Origin of the sequence: Pokkaliibacter sp. MBI-7, assembly GCF_029846635.1 — a bacterium.
Classification (GTDB): Bacteria; Pseudomonadota; Gammaproteobacteria; order Pseudomonadales; family Balneatricaceae; genus Pokkaliibacter.
In genome coordinates, this window is the sequence record NZ_JARVTG010000002.1 from 1462334 (window position 1) to 1479977 (window position 17644).

At 52.7% G+C, this 17644-nt stretch carries 14 protein-coding genes and 2 pseudogenes; 12 read left to right on the plus strand and 4 right to left on the minus strand.

Features of this window, described 5'->3' with window-relative positions; genetic code table 11:
- Positions 1-50: 50 nt before the first annotated feature.
- On the plus strand, positions 51-236 hold the full coding sequence (locus QCD60_RS26340) for a DUF1289 domain-containing protein (protein ID WP_279789934.1): 186 nt from the start codon (positions 51-53) through the stop codon (positions 234-236).
- Positions 237-660: 424 nt separating this feature from the next.
- Entirely contained in the window at positions 661-1071 is a 411-nt protein-coding gene (locus QCD60_RS26345) for a hypothetical protein (protein WP_279789935.1), read from the plus strand.
- Between the two features lie 336 nt (positions 1072-1407).
- On the opposite strand, the gene QCD60_RS26350 is transcribed toward QCD60_RS26345, so the two are convergent.
- Both QCD60_RS26350 and QCD60_RS26355 read right to left on the minus strand, forming a co-directional pair.
- Positions 1408-2586 carry a VWA domain-containing protein gene (locus QCD60_RS26350; RefSeq protein WP_279789936.1) on the minus strand — a complete coding sequence of 393 codons (1179 nt, stop codon included), beginning with the start codon at positions 2584-2586 and terminating at the stop codon, positions 1408-1410.
- 3 nt (positions 2587-2589) lie between these two features.
- Positions 2590-3438 (minus strand): MoxR family ATPase, encoded by an 849-nt coding sequence (locus tag QCD60_RS26355; RefSeq protein WP_279789937.1) that lies wholly within the window; start codon positions 3436-3438, stop codon positions 2590-2592.
- A 230-nt stretch (positions 3439-3668) separates the two neighbouring features.
- Between QCD60_RS26355 and cysK the strand changes: the two genes are divergently transcribed.
- The 3 genes and pseudogenes from cysK to QCD60_RS26370 all read left to right on the plus strand — a co-directional run.
- Positions 3669-4628: a cysteine synthase A gene (gene cysK, locus QCD60_RS26360; RefSeq protein ID WP_279789938.1), complete on the plus strand. Its 960-nt coding sequence runs from the start codon at positions 3669-3671 to the stop codon at positions 4626-4628.
- Between the two features lie 95 nt (positions 4629-4723).
- Positions 4724-5593, plus strand: a pseudogene (locus tag QCD60_RS26365) (leucine zipper domain-containing protein).
- Between the two features lie 361 nt (positions 5594-5954).
- Positions 5955-6454 (plus strand): annotated as a pseudogene (locus QCD60_RS26370) (transposase); the annotation flags it as partial.
- Between the two features lie 268 nt (positions 6455-6722).
- Here the strand turns inward: QCD60_RS26370 and tal are convergent.
- Entirely contained in the window at positions 6723-7682 is a 960-nt protein-coding gene (tal, locus tag QCD60_RS26375; RefSeq protein ID WP_279789939.1) for a transaldolase, read from the minus strand.
- A gap of 744 nt (positions 7683-8426) precedes the next feature.
- Between tal and QCD60_RS26380 the strand changes: the two genes are divergently transcribed.
- The 4 genes from QCD60_RS26380 to QCD60_RS26395 all read left to right on the plus strand — a co-directional run bounded on the left by QCD60_RS26380 (position 8427) and on the right by QCD60_RS26395 (position 12155).
- Positions 8427-9215: an HAD-IIB family hydrolase gene (locus QCD60_RS26380; protein WP_279789940.1), complete on the plus strand. Its 789-nt coding sequence runs from the start codon at positions 8427-8429 to the stop codon at positions 9213-9215.
- 308 nt (positions 9216-9523) lie between these two features.
- On the plus strand, positions 9524-10324 hold the full coding sequence (locus QCD60_RS26385; RefSeq protein ID WP_279789941.1) for a DeoR/GlpR family DNA-binding transcription regulator: 801 nt from the start codon (positions 9524-9526) through the stop codon (positions 10322-10324).
- Between the two features lie 16 nt (positions 10325-10340).
- Complete coding sequence (locus QCD60_RS26390) at positions 10341-11177, plus strand: endonuclease/exonuclease/phosphatase family protein (RefSeq protein ID WP_279789942.1); 837 nt, start codon at positions 10341-10343, stop codon at positions 11175-11177.
- A 150-nt stretch (positions 11178-11327) separates the two neighbouring features.
- Positions 11328-12155 carry a ketol-acid reductoisomerase gene (locus QCD60_RS26395; protein WP_279789943.1) on the plus strand — a complete coding sequence of 276 codons (828 nt, stop codon included), beginning with the start codon at positions 11328-11330 and terminating at the stop codon, positions 12153-12155.
- Here the strand turns inward: QCD60_RS26395 and QCD60_RS26400 are convergent.
- Positions 12145-12639, minus strand: coding sequence for an Lrp/AsnC family transcriptional regulator (locus QCD60_RS26400; RefSeq protein ID WP_104154812.1), 495 nt, complete (start codon positions 12637-12639; stop codon positions 12145-12147). The two genes, QCD60_RS26395 and QCD60_RS26400, sit on opposite strands and share 11 nt — an antisense overlap.
- A gap of 337 nt (positions 12640-12976) precedes the next feature.
- Here QCD60_RS26400 and QCD60_RS26405 point away from each other — a divergent pair, with 337 nt between their 5' ends.
- From QCD60_RS26405 to QCD60_RS26415, 3 genes are all read left to right on the plus strand, one after another.
- Positions 12977-14170: an aspartate/tyrosine/aromatic aminotransferase gene (locus QCD60_RS26405; protein ID WP_279789944.1), complete on the plus strand. Its 1194-nt coding sequence runs from the start codon at positions 12977-12979 to the stop codon at positions 14168-14170.
- A 147-nt stretch (positions 14171-14317) separates the two neighbouring features.
- A complete protein-coding gene (locus tag QCD60_RS26410) occupies positions 14318-14794 on the plus strand; it encodes a prepilin-type N-terminal cleavage/methylation domain-containing protein (protein WP_279789945.1) in 477 nt (158 codons plus the stop codon).
- An 18-nt stretch (positions 14795-14812) separates the two neighbouring features.
- Complete coding sequence (locus QCD60_RS26415; RefSeq protein ID WP_279789946.1) at positions 14813-17575, plus strand: EAL domain-containing protein; 2763 nt, start codon at positions 14813-14815, stop codon at positions 17573-17575.
- Positions 17576-17644: the final 69 nt, after the last annotated feature.

A 17644-nucleotide genomic window follows, 5' to 3' on the forward strand; every position in this document is an offset into this window, starting at 1 on the left:
ATCGCGGGATAGCTGCCTCCACTCCCCAGTCATTGATAAAAGGTTGCTTTATGACGCCGACGTCATCATCAGCAAAAAATGTGGAAAGCCCCTGCATCAGCGTGTGCGAACTCAATGCCCAGAACGTCTGTATTGGCTGCTGGCGGACACTGGAGGAAATCAGTCGCTGGTGGGATATGAACAATGATGAAAAGCGTGAAGTACTGCAAAAGGCAGATGCACGCTCAGCAGGCTGATTTATAAGTTGTGCAGGGGGCGCTCAAACCATTGAATGCCCATGCGCATTGTTATCCTTCTGGCCTTTGCTATGCCCCTTCCCATTCAGACCAGCACTATCCCCAGCCAATGCATGTATCCGTCTGGCTCACACAACCTTATTTTCAAAAAATTACAAAAAGCAACCATTTAACCAATTACAACACCAATACACTTATTTATAAGTATTTTTTCATAGATTGCGGCGATATTAACATCTGTTCATTAATTGCAGAGTAAAGCGAATGAGCGCCAGCCTATCCGTTTGCTATCTGAACTGTGGACTGAACGGGTAAATACGTGATTCTGTTCTACACTGCTTCAGACAGTGCAGTATGGATTCGGGTAACAGGCCTTAGCGCTACTCGAAATGCCGTGACTTACCGTACAAAGGAGAGGTTCCCAATGCGCCTGCAGACGCTTACATGTCTATCACTGCTGATGATGGTTGCCGGATCAGCCGTAGCTGACAGCACCAATCCTCCGGCCACTTTGCAATTTCGCGAAACCAAACTGGGCAAAGTGCTGGCAACACGGGATCAGATGACATTGTATGTTTTTGCTGATGACCAACCGGGACGTACCATGTGCTACAGAGATTGCCTGGAACACTGGGAGCCATACCACGCCGAAGCCAATGATCAGGGCTTCAAGCATTTCAGCCTGCTCTGGCGGGCCGATGAAACACTGCAATGGGCTTACAAGGGCCAGCCACTCTATACCTACAAAGGGGATACACGCCCGGGGGAAGTCAACGGCTATAAGGTTGATCCAAAGTGGAGCCCTGCTCGCCCTCTGGACCCCAAGAAAAACTGACAATCTGCTGAAATAAAATACACATTGCTTGCTAGAACACACCTGAAGCCACAACAATATACAAGGCGAGTGGCATACGAGGAGTAGCAATGCGATTGGTCATCACTGTACTGGTGTGGGCTTCAATGGGTCTGGCGTTAAGTGGGTGCGCTGCAAGAGTCAGCACTCCCGGTGTGCAGGCCGAGGTATACACACCCGGCGTAATCGTGGCACCCGGACCTGCTCATTGCCCTCCGGGACAAGCAAAAAAAGGTCGTTGCTGACATCCCCTTCGATGCAATGACTGAACCTTAAGGCAGCGTGACGCTGCCTTTATTTTTTCTTGCTTCAATAGGATCAGCGGCTCAGATGATGTATCCCTTCTTCAACACCGGTCAGACTGAGTGGATACATATGCCCTTCCATCAGCTGTCGGATCAATACCAGCGATTCCGTGTAGTCCCAATAACGCTCTGCCATGGGGCTTAACCACACAACCTTGCGGAAATGAGACTTCAGACGCTGCAACCAGACTGACCCCGCTTCCTGATTAAAATGCTCGACACTGCCTCCAGGATGCGTTACCTCCCAGGGAGCCATGGACGCATCACCAATAATGATGACTTTGTAGTCTGCATCGTAAGTGCGCCAGATTTCTTCCAGCTCTGTCCGATTGTGCTGTCGGCGCATGTTGGTTTTCCACACTGACTCGTAGATGCAGTTATGGAAATAGAAATACTCCAGATGCTTGAACTCTGTCCGGCAGGCTGAGAACAGCTCTTCACAGAGCTGTACGTAGGGGTCCATTGACCCGCCGATATCAAAGAACAGCAACACCTTTACCGCATTGTGACGTTCCGCACGCATCTGCAGATCCAGCATACCCGCCTGACGGGCGGTCGCCCGGATGGTATGTTCCAGATCCAGTTCATCTGCTGCGCCATCCCGGGCAAACTGGCGCAATCGTCGCAGGGCCATCTGGATCTGACGAATACCCAGCGTGGCGTCTCCATCCAGATCACGGAACAGGCGCTGATCCCACACCTTTACTGCACTATGACGCCGATTGCCGTCCTGGCCGATACGAATCCCCTGAGGATGATCGCCATAAGCGCCGAAGGGAGATGTCCCCCCGGTACCGATCCATTTGTTGCCACCTGCATGCCGTTCCTTCTGCTCGCGCAAGCGCTGATACAACTTCTCCATCAGCTCCTGCAGGTTGTTATGCTGCTGCAACTGCTGACGCTCTTCTTCAGTCAGCCAGCGCTGCCACTGGTTGAGCAACCACTCACGAGGAATAAGCTGCGCAACATCAAGCTCAACGCTTTCAATACCCTTGAAGTAAGCTGCGAAAGCCCGATCAAAGCGATCGTAGTGTGCTTCATCCTTGACCAGCACCGTTCTGGCGAGCACGTAAAAATCATCCATACTGGCAAAGGCCACGTCGGCGGCCAGTGCGGCAACCAAGTCCAGCCACTCACGCAACGTACAGGGGACGCCCGCCTGACGAACGGCGGTAAAAAAGTCGACCAGCACGTCTTAACCCTTCTGCTGGCGATGCATGAATGCCAGGCGCTCCAGCAGGTGTACGTCCTGCTCGTTTTTCAGTAGCGCTCCGGCGAGAGGTGGGATCGCCTGCGCGCCCTGCTTTTCGATCAGGGCTTCCCGACTGATTTCATCGGCCATCAATAACTTAAGCCAGTCTATCAACTCTGAAGTGCTGGGCTTTTTGCGAATACCGTTTTGCTGGCGAATATCAAAGAACACGTCCAGCGCCCGCTCAACCAACTCTGTCTCTATATCTCCATGGTGTACATGCAGTATCTGCTTCAGGGTTTCGCGCTCAGGAAAGTTAATGTAGTGGAAGAAACAGCGCCGCAAAAATGCGTCCGGCAATTCCTTTTCATTGTTACTGGTGATGATAACAATCGGTCGATGAACTGCTTTTACCGTCTGCCTGGTCTCGTACACATAGAACTCCATGCGATCCAGTTCCAACAGCAGATCGTTGGGAAATTCGATGTCAGCCTTATCGATTTCATCAATCAGGAGAACCACCGGGCTGTCCGCAGTAAAAGCCTCCCACAACTTACCTTTAACAATGTAATTGGCAATATCATGGACGCGCTCATCGCCAAGCTGAGAGTCACGCAGGCGAGATACTGCGTCGTATTCATATAAGCCCTGCTGAGCCTTGGTCGTTGACTTGATATGCCAGCTGATCAGTGAATAGCCCAGACTGCGGGCCACCTCTTCCGCCAGCTGCGTTTTCCCGGTGCCAGGCTCTCCTTTGACCAGCAGCGGTCGCTGCAAACGAACAGCAGCATTAACTGCCAGCTGCAGATCTGATGGCGCGATATAACGATCACTGCCTGAAAAACGCGTCATAACCAACTCCCATTCACTTTCCATCCAGCATAGCGAAAAGCACCGCAATCCCCACTTAGACTAACGGCCATAACCAAGGCATCGAGAGGCCTGCCAGCTTCCGCTAATCCAGATAATTAATTGCCGAATTACTCATTTGCAACCTGGCTGGATAGTCGCTATATACTCATGCAGCCAAAGCTCCTCAAAAACGTATTGCATTTAGTTATAAAGACAGAAGGATTTTTACTATGCCTCTCTATGCTGACAATTCGCTCACCATCGGCCACACCCCGCTAGTCAGAATCAATCGCCTGACCAAAGCCAGGGTGTATGCCAAGCTGGAAAGTCGTAACCCAGCAGGATCGGTCAAGTGCCGCATTGGAGCCAGCATGGTCTGGGAAGCAGAAAAGTCCGGCGCCCTCAAACCAGGCATGGAGCTTGTCGAACCTACCAGCGGCAACACCGGGATTGCACTGGCCTTCGTCGCTGCCAGCCGTGGCTATACCATTACATTGACCATGCCCGCCTCCATGAGCCTTGAGCGACGCAAAGTACTCAAAGCGCTGGGCGCCAATCTGGTACTGACTGAGCCTGCAAAAGGCATGAAAGGCGCTATAGAAAAAGCACGCGAACTTGTGGAAGAGCAGCCCGGCAAGCGCCTGATGCTTCAGCAGTTCGAAAACCCTGCCAACCCCAAGATTCACGAAGAAACCACAGGGCCTGAAATCTGGGCCGACACGGAAGGTAATATTGACGTACTGGTAGCGGGTGTAGGTACAGGTGGCACCATTTCCGGCACCAGCCGCTTTATCAAACAGCACAAGGCCATTACTTCAGTGGCGGTAGAGCCAGTGGACTCCCCCGTGATCACTCAGCAATTGCAGGGCCAGGAAATCAAACCCGCCCCTCACAAGATTCAGGGCATTGGCGCTGGTTTCGTACCAAAGAATCTGGATCTGAACATTGTTGACCGGGTGGAGCAAGTCACTAATGACGAGGCCATTGCTATGGCTCGCCGCCTGATGCAGGAAGAAGGCATCCTGGCTGGCATTTCCTGTGGGGCGGCAATGGCTGCTGCGATTCGACTGGCTGAACAACCCGAATTTGCAGACAAGACCTTCGTAGTTATTCTTCCCGATTCAGGTGAGCGTTACCTGTCGTCCGTCCTGTTCGACGGTATGTTCAGTGAGCAGGAAACACAGCAATAACAGGCTGCGATGTCTAACTGTGATTTCTCATTAGGTTGTTCATTCGGGACGTATCCGGAGAATTGGAGGCGCGACCCAACACACCGAGACCCCGAATGAACAACCATAAACATGCCCAATTAACCATTCACGGTCGAACCCTGTTCGTCAAACGCATTGTCGAAGTCGGCTTACACCCCGAAAAAGCGGCGCAGGCCGCTGGATTCAGTGTACGCACCGCCTACAAATGGCTCAGGCGCTACCGAGGGAGCCCGATCTGCACAAACGCTCATCCCGACCGCATCGCAGCCCACGTGCCACGCCTCAAACATAGGAACTCATCGTCGAGCAACGCCGTGCCCGGCACTCGTATCGCCAGATCAGCGCCCACCTGAAGGTAGGATGCAGTACAGTGGCACGTCTGCTCAGGCGGCTTGCTGCATCTGGATATCAAGAAGCTCGGCCGCTTCCTTCGTCCTGACCATCGCGTAACAGGTAACCGGCGACAGGACTCGCCCGGCGCCAGCTGGGAAAACACCCATGTGGCCATCGATGATCATTCACACATTGGCTTCAGTTCAATCTACCCCGACGAAACCGACAAAAGTGCGTGCCACTTCTGTTACAGGCAGTGCGCTATTATCGGCGCCTCGGCATTCGTCTCGTGCGCGTGCTGACAGACAATGGCGCGTGCTATCAATCCCGGCACTTCCATCGGCTGTGCATACGTTTGAACCTCCGCCACTATCGAACCAAACCTTATACGCCACGCACGAATAGCAAGGCGGAGGTTTTATCCAGACGGCGCTGCGTGAGTGGACTTATGCCCGCTCCTATGAATCCTCAGAGCTCATTGGCCGCTGTGGCTTCATCAGTACAACTGGCATCGTCCTCATGCCAGCTTGCACTATCAGCCTCCAGTCAACCGGCCTCCTCTACTGAACAACGTGGTAGGTTTACACAGCCAGGGGCGCACAAGCAGCTGATACCCGCCAGCACCTGAAAGAGACGATCCCGTCCGACGCGAGATCACTGATCGATGTAGTAATTAATGCAGCTCGCGCGCTCCCAGGCGTGATTGCGCTGGTAGTAGACCTGTGGCGGCTGATCCCAAAAAATGGTTCTTCGCTGATTCTGGGGAAGAGCAGATTGACAGTCAGGGAAGTGAGTAGATTGGTAGTCGCCAAACACACCAACACCCTCTCCCTGCTATCGCCATGCATCCTATTGACTTTACCGTTTTCTAGCCAAGCTGCGACGTCGTCACCTCTCACTCTGTCACTGAAAATACGCTGCTGATTGAACTGTCGCCTCAGGTCGGCTGCCTGTACTGTGGGCGTGTAGACGTGTGGACGTGTGGGCGAGCACATCGACTGGCTGGAAGGCGCCTCCCGTCTGACTCGCCGTTTGCAGAGCTGGCTTGAAGAGTTGCTACGCATACAGCCTGTCAGCCAAATGACCGGTTTGCACTGGCATACCCTCAGGCCCTCGATTAACGCCGTCTGGAAACGGACATCGATACCTTCGAGCCGGGCAAGGTACGCCGTCTGGTCATGGATGAATTCGCTCTGCACAAAGGTCATCGCTATGCCACGGTGATCATGGATGCCGGGCGAAAGCGTGTGCTATGAGTGGGTCATGGCGACAGCTGTGAGGCCATCTGTCCCTTCTTCCAGGTGCTTGGCAAGCACTGCAAGCACACCGAAGCGGTCGCGATGGACATGAATACGGCTTTTGATCTGGAAGTGAAGCGGCACGACCCTCGAACCGAAGTGGTGTACGACTTGTTTCATGTGGTGGCGCGCTACGGTCGTGACGTGATCGCTCACATTCGCATCGGCCAGGCCATACTTAAGATAAAAGCCAAGGGGCGTGTCAATTATCCGTTGTTGCGGTAGTAAAAGTTTTTGACAAAGTTTTGGGGAGAATCGAAGCAGATTGTTTTATCAACTTTTCGCGGCAGATGGCATACCAAAATAAGCTAAATCAAACAGGATGAACACACTCTCCATTCTTTGGCATGGCAACCTGAAAGGTCCTCACCCGTAGGTGAAGACCTTATCAGCTCTCAGTAACCGAAGCCCCATACCGGTTCTATCTAAAAGTCAGCAGCGATCAGCCAACCAGACGCTCACTCAACATTTTTTCCAGCTTGTTCTGATCAACAGCAAACAGGCGAATGCCTTCAGCCAGCTTTTCAGTGGCCATAGCATCTTCGTTGTGCAGCCAGCGGAACTCAGCCTCTGACAAAGCCTGGGGTTTGTCGGCACTGGCAGCCTGAGCGTGCAGACGTACCTGAAGATCACCTTCACTGGCTGATAGCTCTTCGAGCAGGTTGGGGCTGATAGTCAGGCGATCACAGCCTGCCAGCGCAATGATTTCCCCGATGTTACGGAAGCTCGCGCCCATGACGATGGTGTGATAACCATGACGCTTATAGTAGTTAAAGATATCACTGACAGAGACGACACCAGGCTCTTCTTCAGGTGCGTAGTCGGTGCCAGGGTTTTGCTTCTTGAACCAGTCCAGAATGCGGCCAACAAACGGAGAGATCAGAAATACGCCCGATTCAGCACAGGCACGCGCCTGCGCAAAGCTGAACAGCAGGGTCAGGTTGCAGTTGATACCTTCCTTTTCCAGAATCTCAGCCGCTTTGATGCCTTCCCATGTAGAAGCAATCTTGATCAGCACACGCTCACGGCCGATGCCAGCGTCTTCATAAAGCTTGATCAGCTTACGAGCCTTGGTCAGTGTTTTCTCGGTATCAAAGGAAAGGCGGGCATCCACTTCGGTAGAAACACGGCCCGGGATGTGCTTGAGGATTTCCATACCAAGGCTGACCACCAGTTTGTCGGCGGTATTGTCCAGCAGGGTAGCCTGATCACCACCCTGCTGCTTGGCCCAGGCAACAGCGGTGCTGATCAGCGACTCAGCCAGTGGCTGGCCCATGGCCTTGAGTACCAGAGATGGATTGGTGGTGGCATCGATTGGCTGGAAAGCCTGAATAGCTGCAAGGTCACCGGTATCGGCGACGACAGTGGTAACGTTACTCAGTTGTTGCAGAAGCGTAGCCATATTCCCTCACGCAAAATACGACAGACGGCGAGTCCGTCTGGCTGACGGTGCTCAGGAGTGTCAAATCAGAAGATTTGCCCACCGCTGTAACCAGTGCGCCGATTATGCACCAGCCCCGACATATGATCACGGGGAAATAACGATATGGTTACAGACGGCAGCACAAGCACTAACAAAGGCAAAACAACACACCAGATAAGGAAAAACCCGCTGGGAGGCGGGTTTTTGAGGGTAAAACAAAGTCGGTGGTATGCGCTGAACCGCTGAATCAAGTAACGCTATCAGAAAGCACGGGAACTGATAGTCAAATGCAATCAATGTGCGAGGTATTGATTGAACAGTAAAAATAAAGTGATTCAGTTGCAGCGATAGTTAGTCAAATTCGTTTCGAGATACTGGTCCACCAGACATCGTTTTGGTGTCTGTTGCTGCAAATGCGGCATCCTTTTCCTCATCTTTCACAACGACATGGCATTTTCCATTTATGCCGTGTAACAAGTGTACTCTGGGCGTCTTTTTTGTCAATTTGCGACAACATTGTCAGGCCAGTGCAATTACCTGTTTCCGCACCTGAACGAAGGGATTGTTTCAGCTATCGGACAGTCACAACACATCGTACGCAATAATAAAATTTTCGTTTGAAACAAAATAAAACCACCACAACGCGCGAATGAAGAACTACAATATGAAACATATTTCATCCAGATCACGCCCTTTCATCGCCTACCAGTAAGGAACTCAACCATGATGAGACCAGGAGGGTTGCCGGAGACTCTGCCCTTTTTGCCTCGTTACCTGTTCACTGATGTGGACGACACCCTGACGTGGCAGGGCCGCCTGCCCGCTGAGACTTACTCCGCGATGGAAAACCTGCAGCAGGCAGGCGTGAAAATTATCCCTGTGACCGGCGCCTGCTCTGGATGGTGCGACTGCATGATTCGCACCTGGCCTATTGCCGCTGTAATAGGTGAAAACGGCGCATTCTGGATTCAGAAGGATCAGCAGGGGCGCCTGCAGCAGCGCTTCCGCTTACCCTTTTCAGAGCGCTCCCAGAATCGATCACAGCTTGAACAACTGATCGAGAATATTGCCAGAGAGTTACCCCAGGCCAGACTGACCCAGGATCATCCTTATCGGTTGACGGATATTGCATACGATATTGGTCAGGATGAACGGCTCGCCAATAGCGATTTAGACAGGCTACTCGCACTCATTCGTCTTTCACCAGCGTCAGTAAGAGTCAGCTCGATTCACGTCAATATCTGGATGGGAGCCTATGACAAAGCCTCCAGTGCGCTGGCCTGGCTAGAGCAGGAACAGCATTTGAGTCACGAAAAAGCACTGGCGCAGAGCATATTCATCGGCGACTCACCCAATGATGCCAACATGTTTTCGGTCTTCCCTCACACGGTAGGCGTCGCCAATATCCAGCGTTTCCTGACTACACTCAATCCACCACCGCGCTATATCACCTTTAACCCCGGTGGATACGGGTTTGTCGAACTGGCAGATACTGTTCTGCGGAGTCTGTAGAGAACCTGGCACTATGAATCTCGATTTAGTACAGCCTAAAGCCAAAGATTCATCATTTCGACGCAAAAGGGTAATAGGTTTACAACGTGGTGAATCCGATATCCAATACGGCCAGACGTGCCACAATGCCTCAGCTAAGCGCGAAGTACGGGTTGCCTGTCAGCGCACGCAGCTGTTGGCAGTGACATGGAATGTAAAGCGGTGAGTGGAGGGATCGACCTCACCATGCGAATGAGCGCACTGGCCTGTGAAACGAATCATATGACATTGGCTGCCCAGGCAAGCGATGTACTCAGGAGATGCGATCTATGGGGTTGTCTTCTAGACAAAAAAAGATTCTGGACTGGTTACAACAGACGGGTGGAACACTTTCCAGCGGTACTATTACCGAAGCCTTCGGCGTCTCCGCGCAGACCATACGCAAAGATCTCAATGAATTAAGCGATCAGGGTCTGGTCAAGCGTGTACACGGTGGCATTACCCTGCCCACTACGAACCGCAACCTGTCTTTCAGTAATCGTCAGGTTATGAATCTGGGTGCCAAACAGGCTATTGCCAAGGCAATAGTAGACAGCCTGCCGGAAGGTTCCAGCGTATTTCTCGGCATCGGTACTACACCCCAGCAGATTGCGCTGGCCATGGTAGATCACCCCGGCCTGATCGTTGTGACCAACAACCTCAACGTCGCCCTCACCCTTTGCCACAACCCTCGCATCGAAACCTTGCTGGCCGGCGGCAGAGTACGTCCGGATGACCAGGACATCATGGGCGAAGACACCACTCGCTTCTTTCGACGATTCCGCATCAACTATGGCATTTTCGGCGTTGGGGGAATCGGTGCCGACGGCACACTGGTCGACTTCTCTCCTGAAGAGTCGCATCTGTCTCAATCCATTATCGCCAACAGCGAGAAACGTATTCTGGTCGCCGATGCCAGCAAATATTTGCGCAATGCACCGGTGATCAGCAGTCATCTGAACGAAGTGGACGAGTTTTTTACCGACTATCTGCCCGCCCCGCTACGCGCCCTGTGTGAGACTGAATCCGTGCCAGTGATTGAATGCCTGCCACAATCCGAGCTGGCCTCCTCGCTTTCAACTGCTGAATGACAGGGTCATCGAACAGATGAAGATTCTTACCTGGAATATCCAATGTGGTCTCGGTTGCGACGGGCAAATCAGACTGGATCGCATCATTGAAGAGGCGAAAGCCTTTGCTGCCGATGTGCTGTGCCTGCAAGAAGTGGCAAGACACTTTCCCGAGTACTGCCATGCGCAGCAACCAGACCAGTTATCAGCCATCACTGAAGCTTTCACTGACTATGTGCCATTTTGGGGAGCGGCCATCAACTGGCCGGGCGAAGGTGGCAGCAGGCGCGAATTTGGTAACCTCACACTGGTGCGCCAGCCTCTGGCTCTGGATGGCCGCATCCATACTCTGCCTATGCCACCCGCCCACGGCGTCAAGCAGATGCCACGCTGTGCAGTGGAAGCCATAGTGCAAATACCCGAATCAACCCGATCACTGCGGATCATTAACACTCATCTGGCATTCCATAGCCAGGCCGAACGTCGGGCACAGATTGGCTATCTGCTTGATTGGGAGCACAGCATCAGGCAGTGGAACGAAGCTCCCTGTGCCACTGCTCAGGGCTCCTATCAATTTCCTCCCCGACCGCTGGCCAGCATGTTGTGTGGCGATCTGAACCTTGCCGAGACCAGTGACGACTACCAATGGCTGCTACAGCAGCGTTTCTGGCTGGATGCCTGGCATCTGCTGCACCCGGAAAGCGCACACGCCCCTACCTGTGGTGTTCATGATGCTGACCAATGGCCTGAAGGCCCGCATTGCCGTGACTTTGCCCTGGTCAGTGAAGCTCTGGCCAGCTGGATCAAGGCCATTGAAGTCGATATCACGACAGCCAGCTCCGATCACCAACCCCTGCTGGTCACCTTGGCCTGAGTCAACAGGCCAACCCAGGCACGCTGGGATGCTGGGATGCTGGGATGCTGGGATGCTGGGATGCTGGGATGCTGGGATGCTGGGATGCTGGGATGCTGGGATGCTGAAAACCGATTAAATTCATACCTCAAGGAAGGAATTACACTCAATATGGATACTTCACATCAATCCGCCACGAAGGCATCAATAGCGCCATTCGCCGTTACGATACTGGGCACAGCGTTATTTCTGGCAATGGCAGGCTGCGCTCCGCAGCAAAAGGCGGTTACCACCGCGCTGTCTTCACCCATGTCGCTGGAAAAAGCGCTGGTTGAACCGGCACAGGTGGAAGAGGCCATCGGGCTGGAGAAACAGCTCAACAGTCGCACCGATGAAGCCATTCCCTCTGGCGAAAACTGGTTCAAAGTACTGCCGGGCACCATTCCCGTCATCATCACCGCCCCTCATGCCACACGGCCCTGGCGAGAAGGGAAAAGACGTTTTTCTGACGGGGGAGGTACAGCATCGCTGGCAGTACTGCTGCATGAGCTGACGGGCGCAACTGTCATCTACACCACGTACGAGGGGCCTTCAGACCCCAACTATTACGACGACAACGCATTTAAGGAACAACTGGCACAGCTCATCGCCCTTAACAAGCCCCGTATGGTGCTGGATATTCACGGTAGCCATGCTTACCGCTCTTACGATGTGGATGTTGGCACAATGAATGGAGAATCCCTGCAGGGTGAAGATAAGCTGCTGTCAGACCTGGTTCAGCGCTTGCATCAGGACGGCATTTTCAGCCTTTCGGGTAACCGTTTTCCTGCTGCAAAAAACGCTACCATCACCCGCTTCAGCCATCAGCATGGTGTACCTGCTATCCAACTGGAGATCAACTCCACCTATGTCATGCCTTCTTCAGGCAATCTTGAGGCGCAGCGCTTTTCAAGACTGGCTCAGGCGCTGGCTCGCTACATACAGGACATCAGCCACTGACAGAAGACATGGCGCGCTGCATAGGCATGCTGGTTTCATTCTTGACCTCACGTAGCGCGAAATTGGAATGCACTTGAGAGATACCTGGCATGCTGAACAGCTTCTGATTCAGAAAGCGATCATAGGTCGCCATGTCAGGTACCACGATACGCAGCAGATAATCGGAATTGCCAGTCACGGCATAGCATTGCAGGACTTCGGGGAACTGTACGATGGCCTCCTCAAACTCCCGGCCGGCATCGGCTGAGTGACGTAACAAAGTGACCGTTACCAGAACACAGAGCCCCTGGTCCAGCGCCTGAGGGTCAAGCAGAGCCGTGTACTTGCGGATCACTCCCTGCTCTTCCAGCGCTTTGACGCGGCGCCAGCAGGCAGCAGGAGACAGCCCGACCCGGTCTGCCAGCAACTGATTTTTTATGCGGCCATCCTGCTGCAATTCCGCTAGTATTAGGCGGTCAAATTGATCAAAGGGCAAAAACGACATTCCAGCAGACCTCAGGCGAAAGAAAGGTTATTGTGACTAATACCATCCCTGAGAAAGAATAAACTGTTTCAACCCGTTTTTGTTAAAGAAATAGCAAGCAAATTTCCTGCAGACGTCGTTACAATACAGCCACGCTAAATCATTTCCTTAAGCGTACCGCTCTTCAGGAGAGCCTGACTTCCATCGCATGATCTGACCAGGCGCCAATCCATTACCTCTGTACGTCACAGCCAGTGCAGACTGCCCGGCCACCGAAACAGACCCAAGGTAAAATGGCCTCTCGCCACGAAAGATCAGGCTGATACTCATCATGTCCGACCAACTATAGAGAATTGCCATGTTCGAAAAACTGACTGCCCTGCCTCCGGATCCCATTCTGTCCCTGATGGGCTTGTTTCGTCAGGACACCCGCAGCAATAAGGTGGACCTCGGTGTTGGCGTCTATAAGGACGAACAGGGCAATACGCCGATTATGGCGGCTGTTCACGCGGCAGAAACACGTCTGCTGACAGAAGAAACCACCAAAACCTACATCGGCATGGCCGGTTCAGCCCTGTTCAATGAGCGTATCGCTGAACTGCTGCTGGGCAGTGATCACCCTGCGATCAAAGACAAACGCATTGTCACTGCCCAGACGCCCGGCGGCTGTGGTGCTCTGCGTATGGTTGCTGAGTTTCTGCATCAATGCGCGCCAGGCAGTACCGTGTGGGTAAGCGACCCAACTTGGGGTAACCACATTCCACTGCTAAGCAGTGCTGGTCTGCAGCTGAAAACCTACCCCTACTACGACGGTGTCAAAAAAGAAATTCGATTTGATGCAATGATGAGCGCTCTGGAGCAGGCCGCAACAGGCGATATCGTGCTGCTGCATGGCTGCTGCCACAACCCCAGCGGAGCCGATCTGGACAAGGACCAGTGGCACGCTGTCACCGAGCTGATGCTGCGCAAAGGCTTACTACCCTTTATCGATATCGCTTATCAGGGCCTGGGGGATGGTCTGGATGAAGATGCCTACGGCGTTCGTTATGTAGCGGCTCATGTACCTGAAATGGTCGTGGCAGGCTCCTGCTCCAAGAACTTCGGTCTGTACCGTGAGCGCGTGGGTTATCTGGTCGTGCTGTCAGCCAGTGCCGAACAGGCTGTCAACGCTGGTAGTCAGGTCATGACGACTATCCGAGCGCACTACTCCATGCCTCCGTCACATGGGGCTGCTATCGTTGAGACCATCCTCAGCAGCGCCGACCTCAAGAAACAATGGCTGGATGAGCTGAATGTCATGAACCAGCGCATTAATGGCTTGCGTCGCGAGCTGAACCTGGCACTGCAAACACAAGGAGTCGATCAGGATTTCAGCTTTATCGAACGTCAGAAAGGTATGTTCTCGTTCCTGGGCATTAATAAAGAACAGATCCTGCGCTTGCGCGAAGAGTTCGCCATTTATATGGTCGACTCCAGCCGGGTCAATATTGCCGGACTGGCTTCAGGCAATATCGAATACGTTGCATCATCCATTGCCACAGTGATTCGTTAACCTTCTATCTCCAAAGGCGCTATGCCTGTCGTGACAGATAGCGCCTTTTCCACGCCTTATTCCATTAATTGCTTTCTATACCTGTCTGCAACGGGATACTCAACCACATGTCGAATAAGCTGAGTGCTTACCCCCTCAGAGGTTTTCATGCATCCCACATCTAACAACATTAAACGTCTCCAGCTGGGGCTCACCTTACTTGAACTGGTCGTTGCTACGGCGATTCTCGCTATTCTGGCAACCCTTGCCGTAGCGCAATATCAGAACTATCAGGAACGAATCAAACAGGAACAGGCAATTCAGGATATCCGCCTGCTGTCGGTCCAGATCTCATCCTATGCTTTTGACCACAACGGCAGTTTCCCAGACTCTCTGGATGATATTGGCCAGGGCGGCTACGAAGACCCTTGGGGCAACCCCTACCAGTACCTCAACATTGCCACGACGAAAGGCAAGGGAAAGGTCCGCAAAGACAAAAACCTCGTCCCAATCAACTCGGACTTCGACCTCTATAGCATGGGCCCGGATGGCAAATCAGTCAGCCCACTTACCGCGCAGGCCAGTCAGGACGATATTATTCGGGCCAACAACGGCCAGTATTATGGCCTTGCTTCAGACTACTAAGGGTGACAAAGCATCTCGATGATTGAGCGCCGCTCCCTGAACAGTCGAGTCGCAAGACGCGTCTTTATACTGTTCTTCTGTTCCGCCCTGCTGCCTATCGGTATTACTGCCTGGCTATCCTACCGTCAGGTGAGCAACCTGATCACAGAAGAGCGTCAGGTCTACTTGCGTGATCTCAGCAAGAGCTATGGCCTTGCCCTGTTCGAGCGACTGCAGGACGCAGAGATCACGCTACGAGACAGTGCCTATCTTGCCGAATCTGCACACTCACTGATGACCTCGATTGAAAAGCCGAAACTTGAGCGCATGTTCGACGCGGCACTGATAGTAAGCGGCAACAGCGTTGCAACCCTGTTTGGACATCCTCCGGCGGTATTACAACGCTTGCGCCCCACAGAATCTGACGGCAGCAAGCTGTCCGTATTACCTGACGAAGAAGACAAACCTCGCGTCATTCTTTCCATCCCGATAGTGCTTGAAAGAGGCAACGCTTATGCCCTGGGCGTCGTAAAAAACAGCTATGTGTTACCTGATACGGCGATCCCGGAGAACACTGATATCTGCGTTCTGGATAGCCGCAAAAACAAGATTTCCTGCTACGACAACGGCCTGTTTACCTCCGTTAAAGATGTGAAGTCACAGCTGAATATGTCTACTCAGCGCAACTTTACCTGGCAGGATCAGGATCACGAGTATATCGCCAGCTTCTGGGACTTATTCCTCGACCACGAGTTCAATAGCCGCCCCTGGACGATCGTTGCCAGTCAACGCAAAGACAGAGCACTGGCCACATTGCAACAATTCCGCACGCTGTATATTCCACTGCTGGGCTTATCACTGCTGTCTATTCTGCTTTTCAGTGTGCGAACCATCCGTCGCTCACTGAAACCTATCAACAATCTGATTATCGGAGCACGGCATATCTCTGCTGGCGAGCTTAAGCACAGAATCGAGATTGACAGCCATGATGAGTTCTCCGAGCTGGCGGTCGCCTTCAACGACATGGCAATGGTACTCAACGCTCACCGAGAGCAGGAGACGTCCCAGACCGAAATTGATCAACTGATCCTCACTGGTAATGCCGAAGCACGTATTGCACGCGCTATCCTTCAGGGTCTCAACAATGTGTATCCCTATCAGCGTGCATCCATTTACTTTGAGGCAACTCGCACACTTCACTCCAGACCAGCCACCCTCACGCTGGAAAGCTTACCACTAGAGCCATCGTTATTAATTGCCGCCTCTGACAAGAGCATTGCATCCGTTCCTATCGAAGCCATCCTTAGCGAACCTGCGGTGGTAGCGATGTACGGCGCCGGACACTGCTCTTACATGCCACTGATCACACAAGGGAAACTGCTTGGCGGGCTGATCATCCAGACTGAAAGCACACCCTCTGAGCCTGCACAACAGGCCGCACTGGACGCCTTCATTAACAGAAGCACCATCGCACTTTCTGCTCTCGTGCGTGAAAAACAGCTGACCTATCAGGCGACCTATGACGTTCTCACCCAGATACCAAACCGGACGTTGCTCAAAAAGCGTGTACAGGATTCGATCGAGGAATATCAAAGCCAGCATGGGTTAGTGTGCGCCATGCTGTTTATCGACATTGATCGCTTCAAGCAGGTCAACGATGTCCATGGCCATCACGTGGGCGACCTGCTGCTCAAGCAGATCTCCCAGCGTCTGCAGTCAGTCACCCCAGAGCAGGCCATCCTTGCCCGCTACGGTGGTGACGAATTCATTCTGTTTATTCCCGATACCAGCGTCAGCATGGCCGAACAGGCGGCGCGTGCCATATTAAAATCCACAGAAGCTGAATTTCATCTCGGTAGCGTCAATACCTTTGTCAGCGCCAGTGTCGGCATATCCTTCTATCCGACCCACGCACACAATTACGATGAGTTACTGCAGCGTGCTGATACAGCGATGTATTACGCAAAAGCAGCCGGACGTAACCGGCTTTATATGTACAGCGAAGACATGACCAAGGCCAGCAAGCAGCGAGCGGATCTGGAGTACTTTCTGCGTTCTCAGGTTCAAAGCCATCATATCGAGGTGTTTTATCAGGCCAAGGTGTGTGCCAGCTCTGGCCAACTGGAGGGTTTTGAAGCACTGATGCGCTGCAAGCACCCTGATTTCGGCTACATTTCACCTGCGTTACTGATCCCAATCGCAGAAGAAACCGGGCTGATCCATCGGTTAGGTCTGCAAGTGATGCGTGATGCCATGAATCAGTGTTTGCGATGGCGTGAGGAAGGCAAAACTGTCAGCAGCCTTGCGGTCAACATTTCACCAGTGCAGCTGTTCAGCACCGGCTTTATTGGCCAGCTGCATAGCGTGCTGTCTGAAACGGGCTTTAATCCTGAGCACCTCGAGCTGGAAATCACCGAGAGTGTTCTGATCAATCAGCCCGCCTCTGTTTGCAGCCTGCTGGAGGAAATCAGAGCACTGGGGGTACGTATTTCACTCGATGATTTTGGCACAGGCTATTCTTCACTTTCCTACTTCGGCAAGCTGCCGATTGATGTCCTAAAGATCGACAGAGGTTTTGTCATTCCGCTGGAGACGGAGCAAAAGCAGGTCGAAATCATCCGCTGCATCATAGATCTGGCTCACACTTTTGATATCAAAGTCGTGGCGGAAGGTGTTGAAACTGAAGGCCAGCTGAAAATGCTACAACAGCTGGGATGTGATGAAATTCAGGGGTTCTACTTCAGCCGCCCCCTTCCCGGAGAAGAGGCAGGACAGCTAGCCCCCGTATTTGATTTGCCCTAGCAGGCCATGTGCCCCACGCTACACTGCTCACCACAACACCGACATCTGACCTCAATGAAATATACTTTC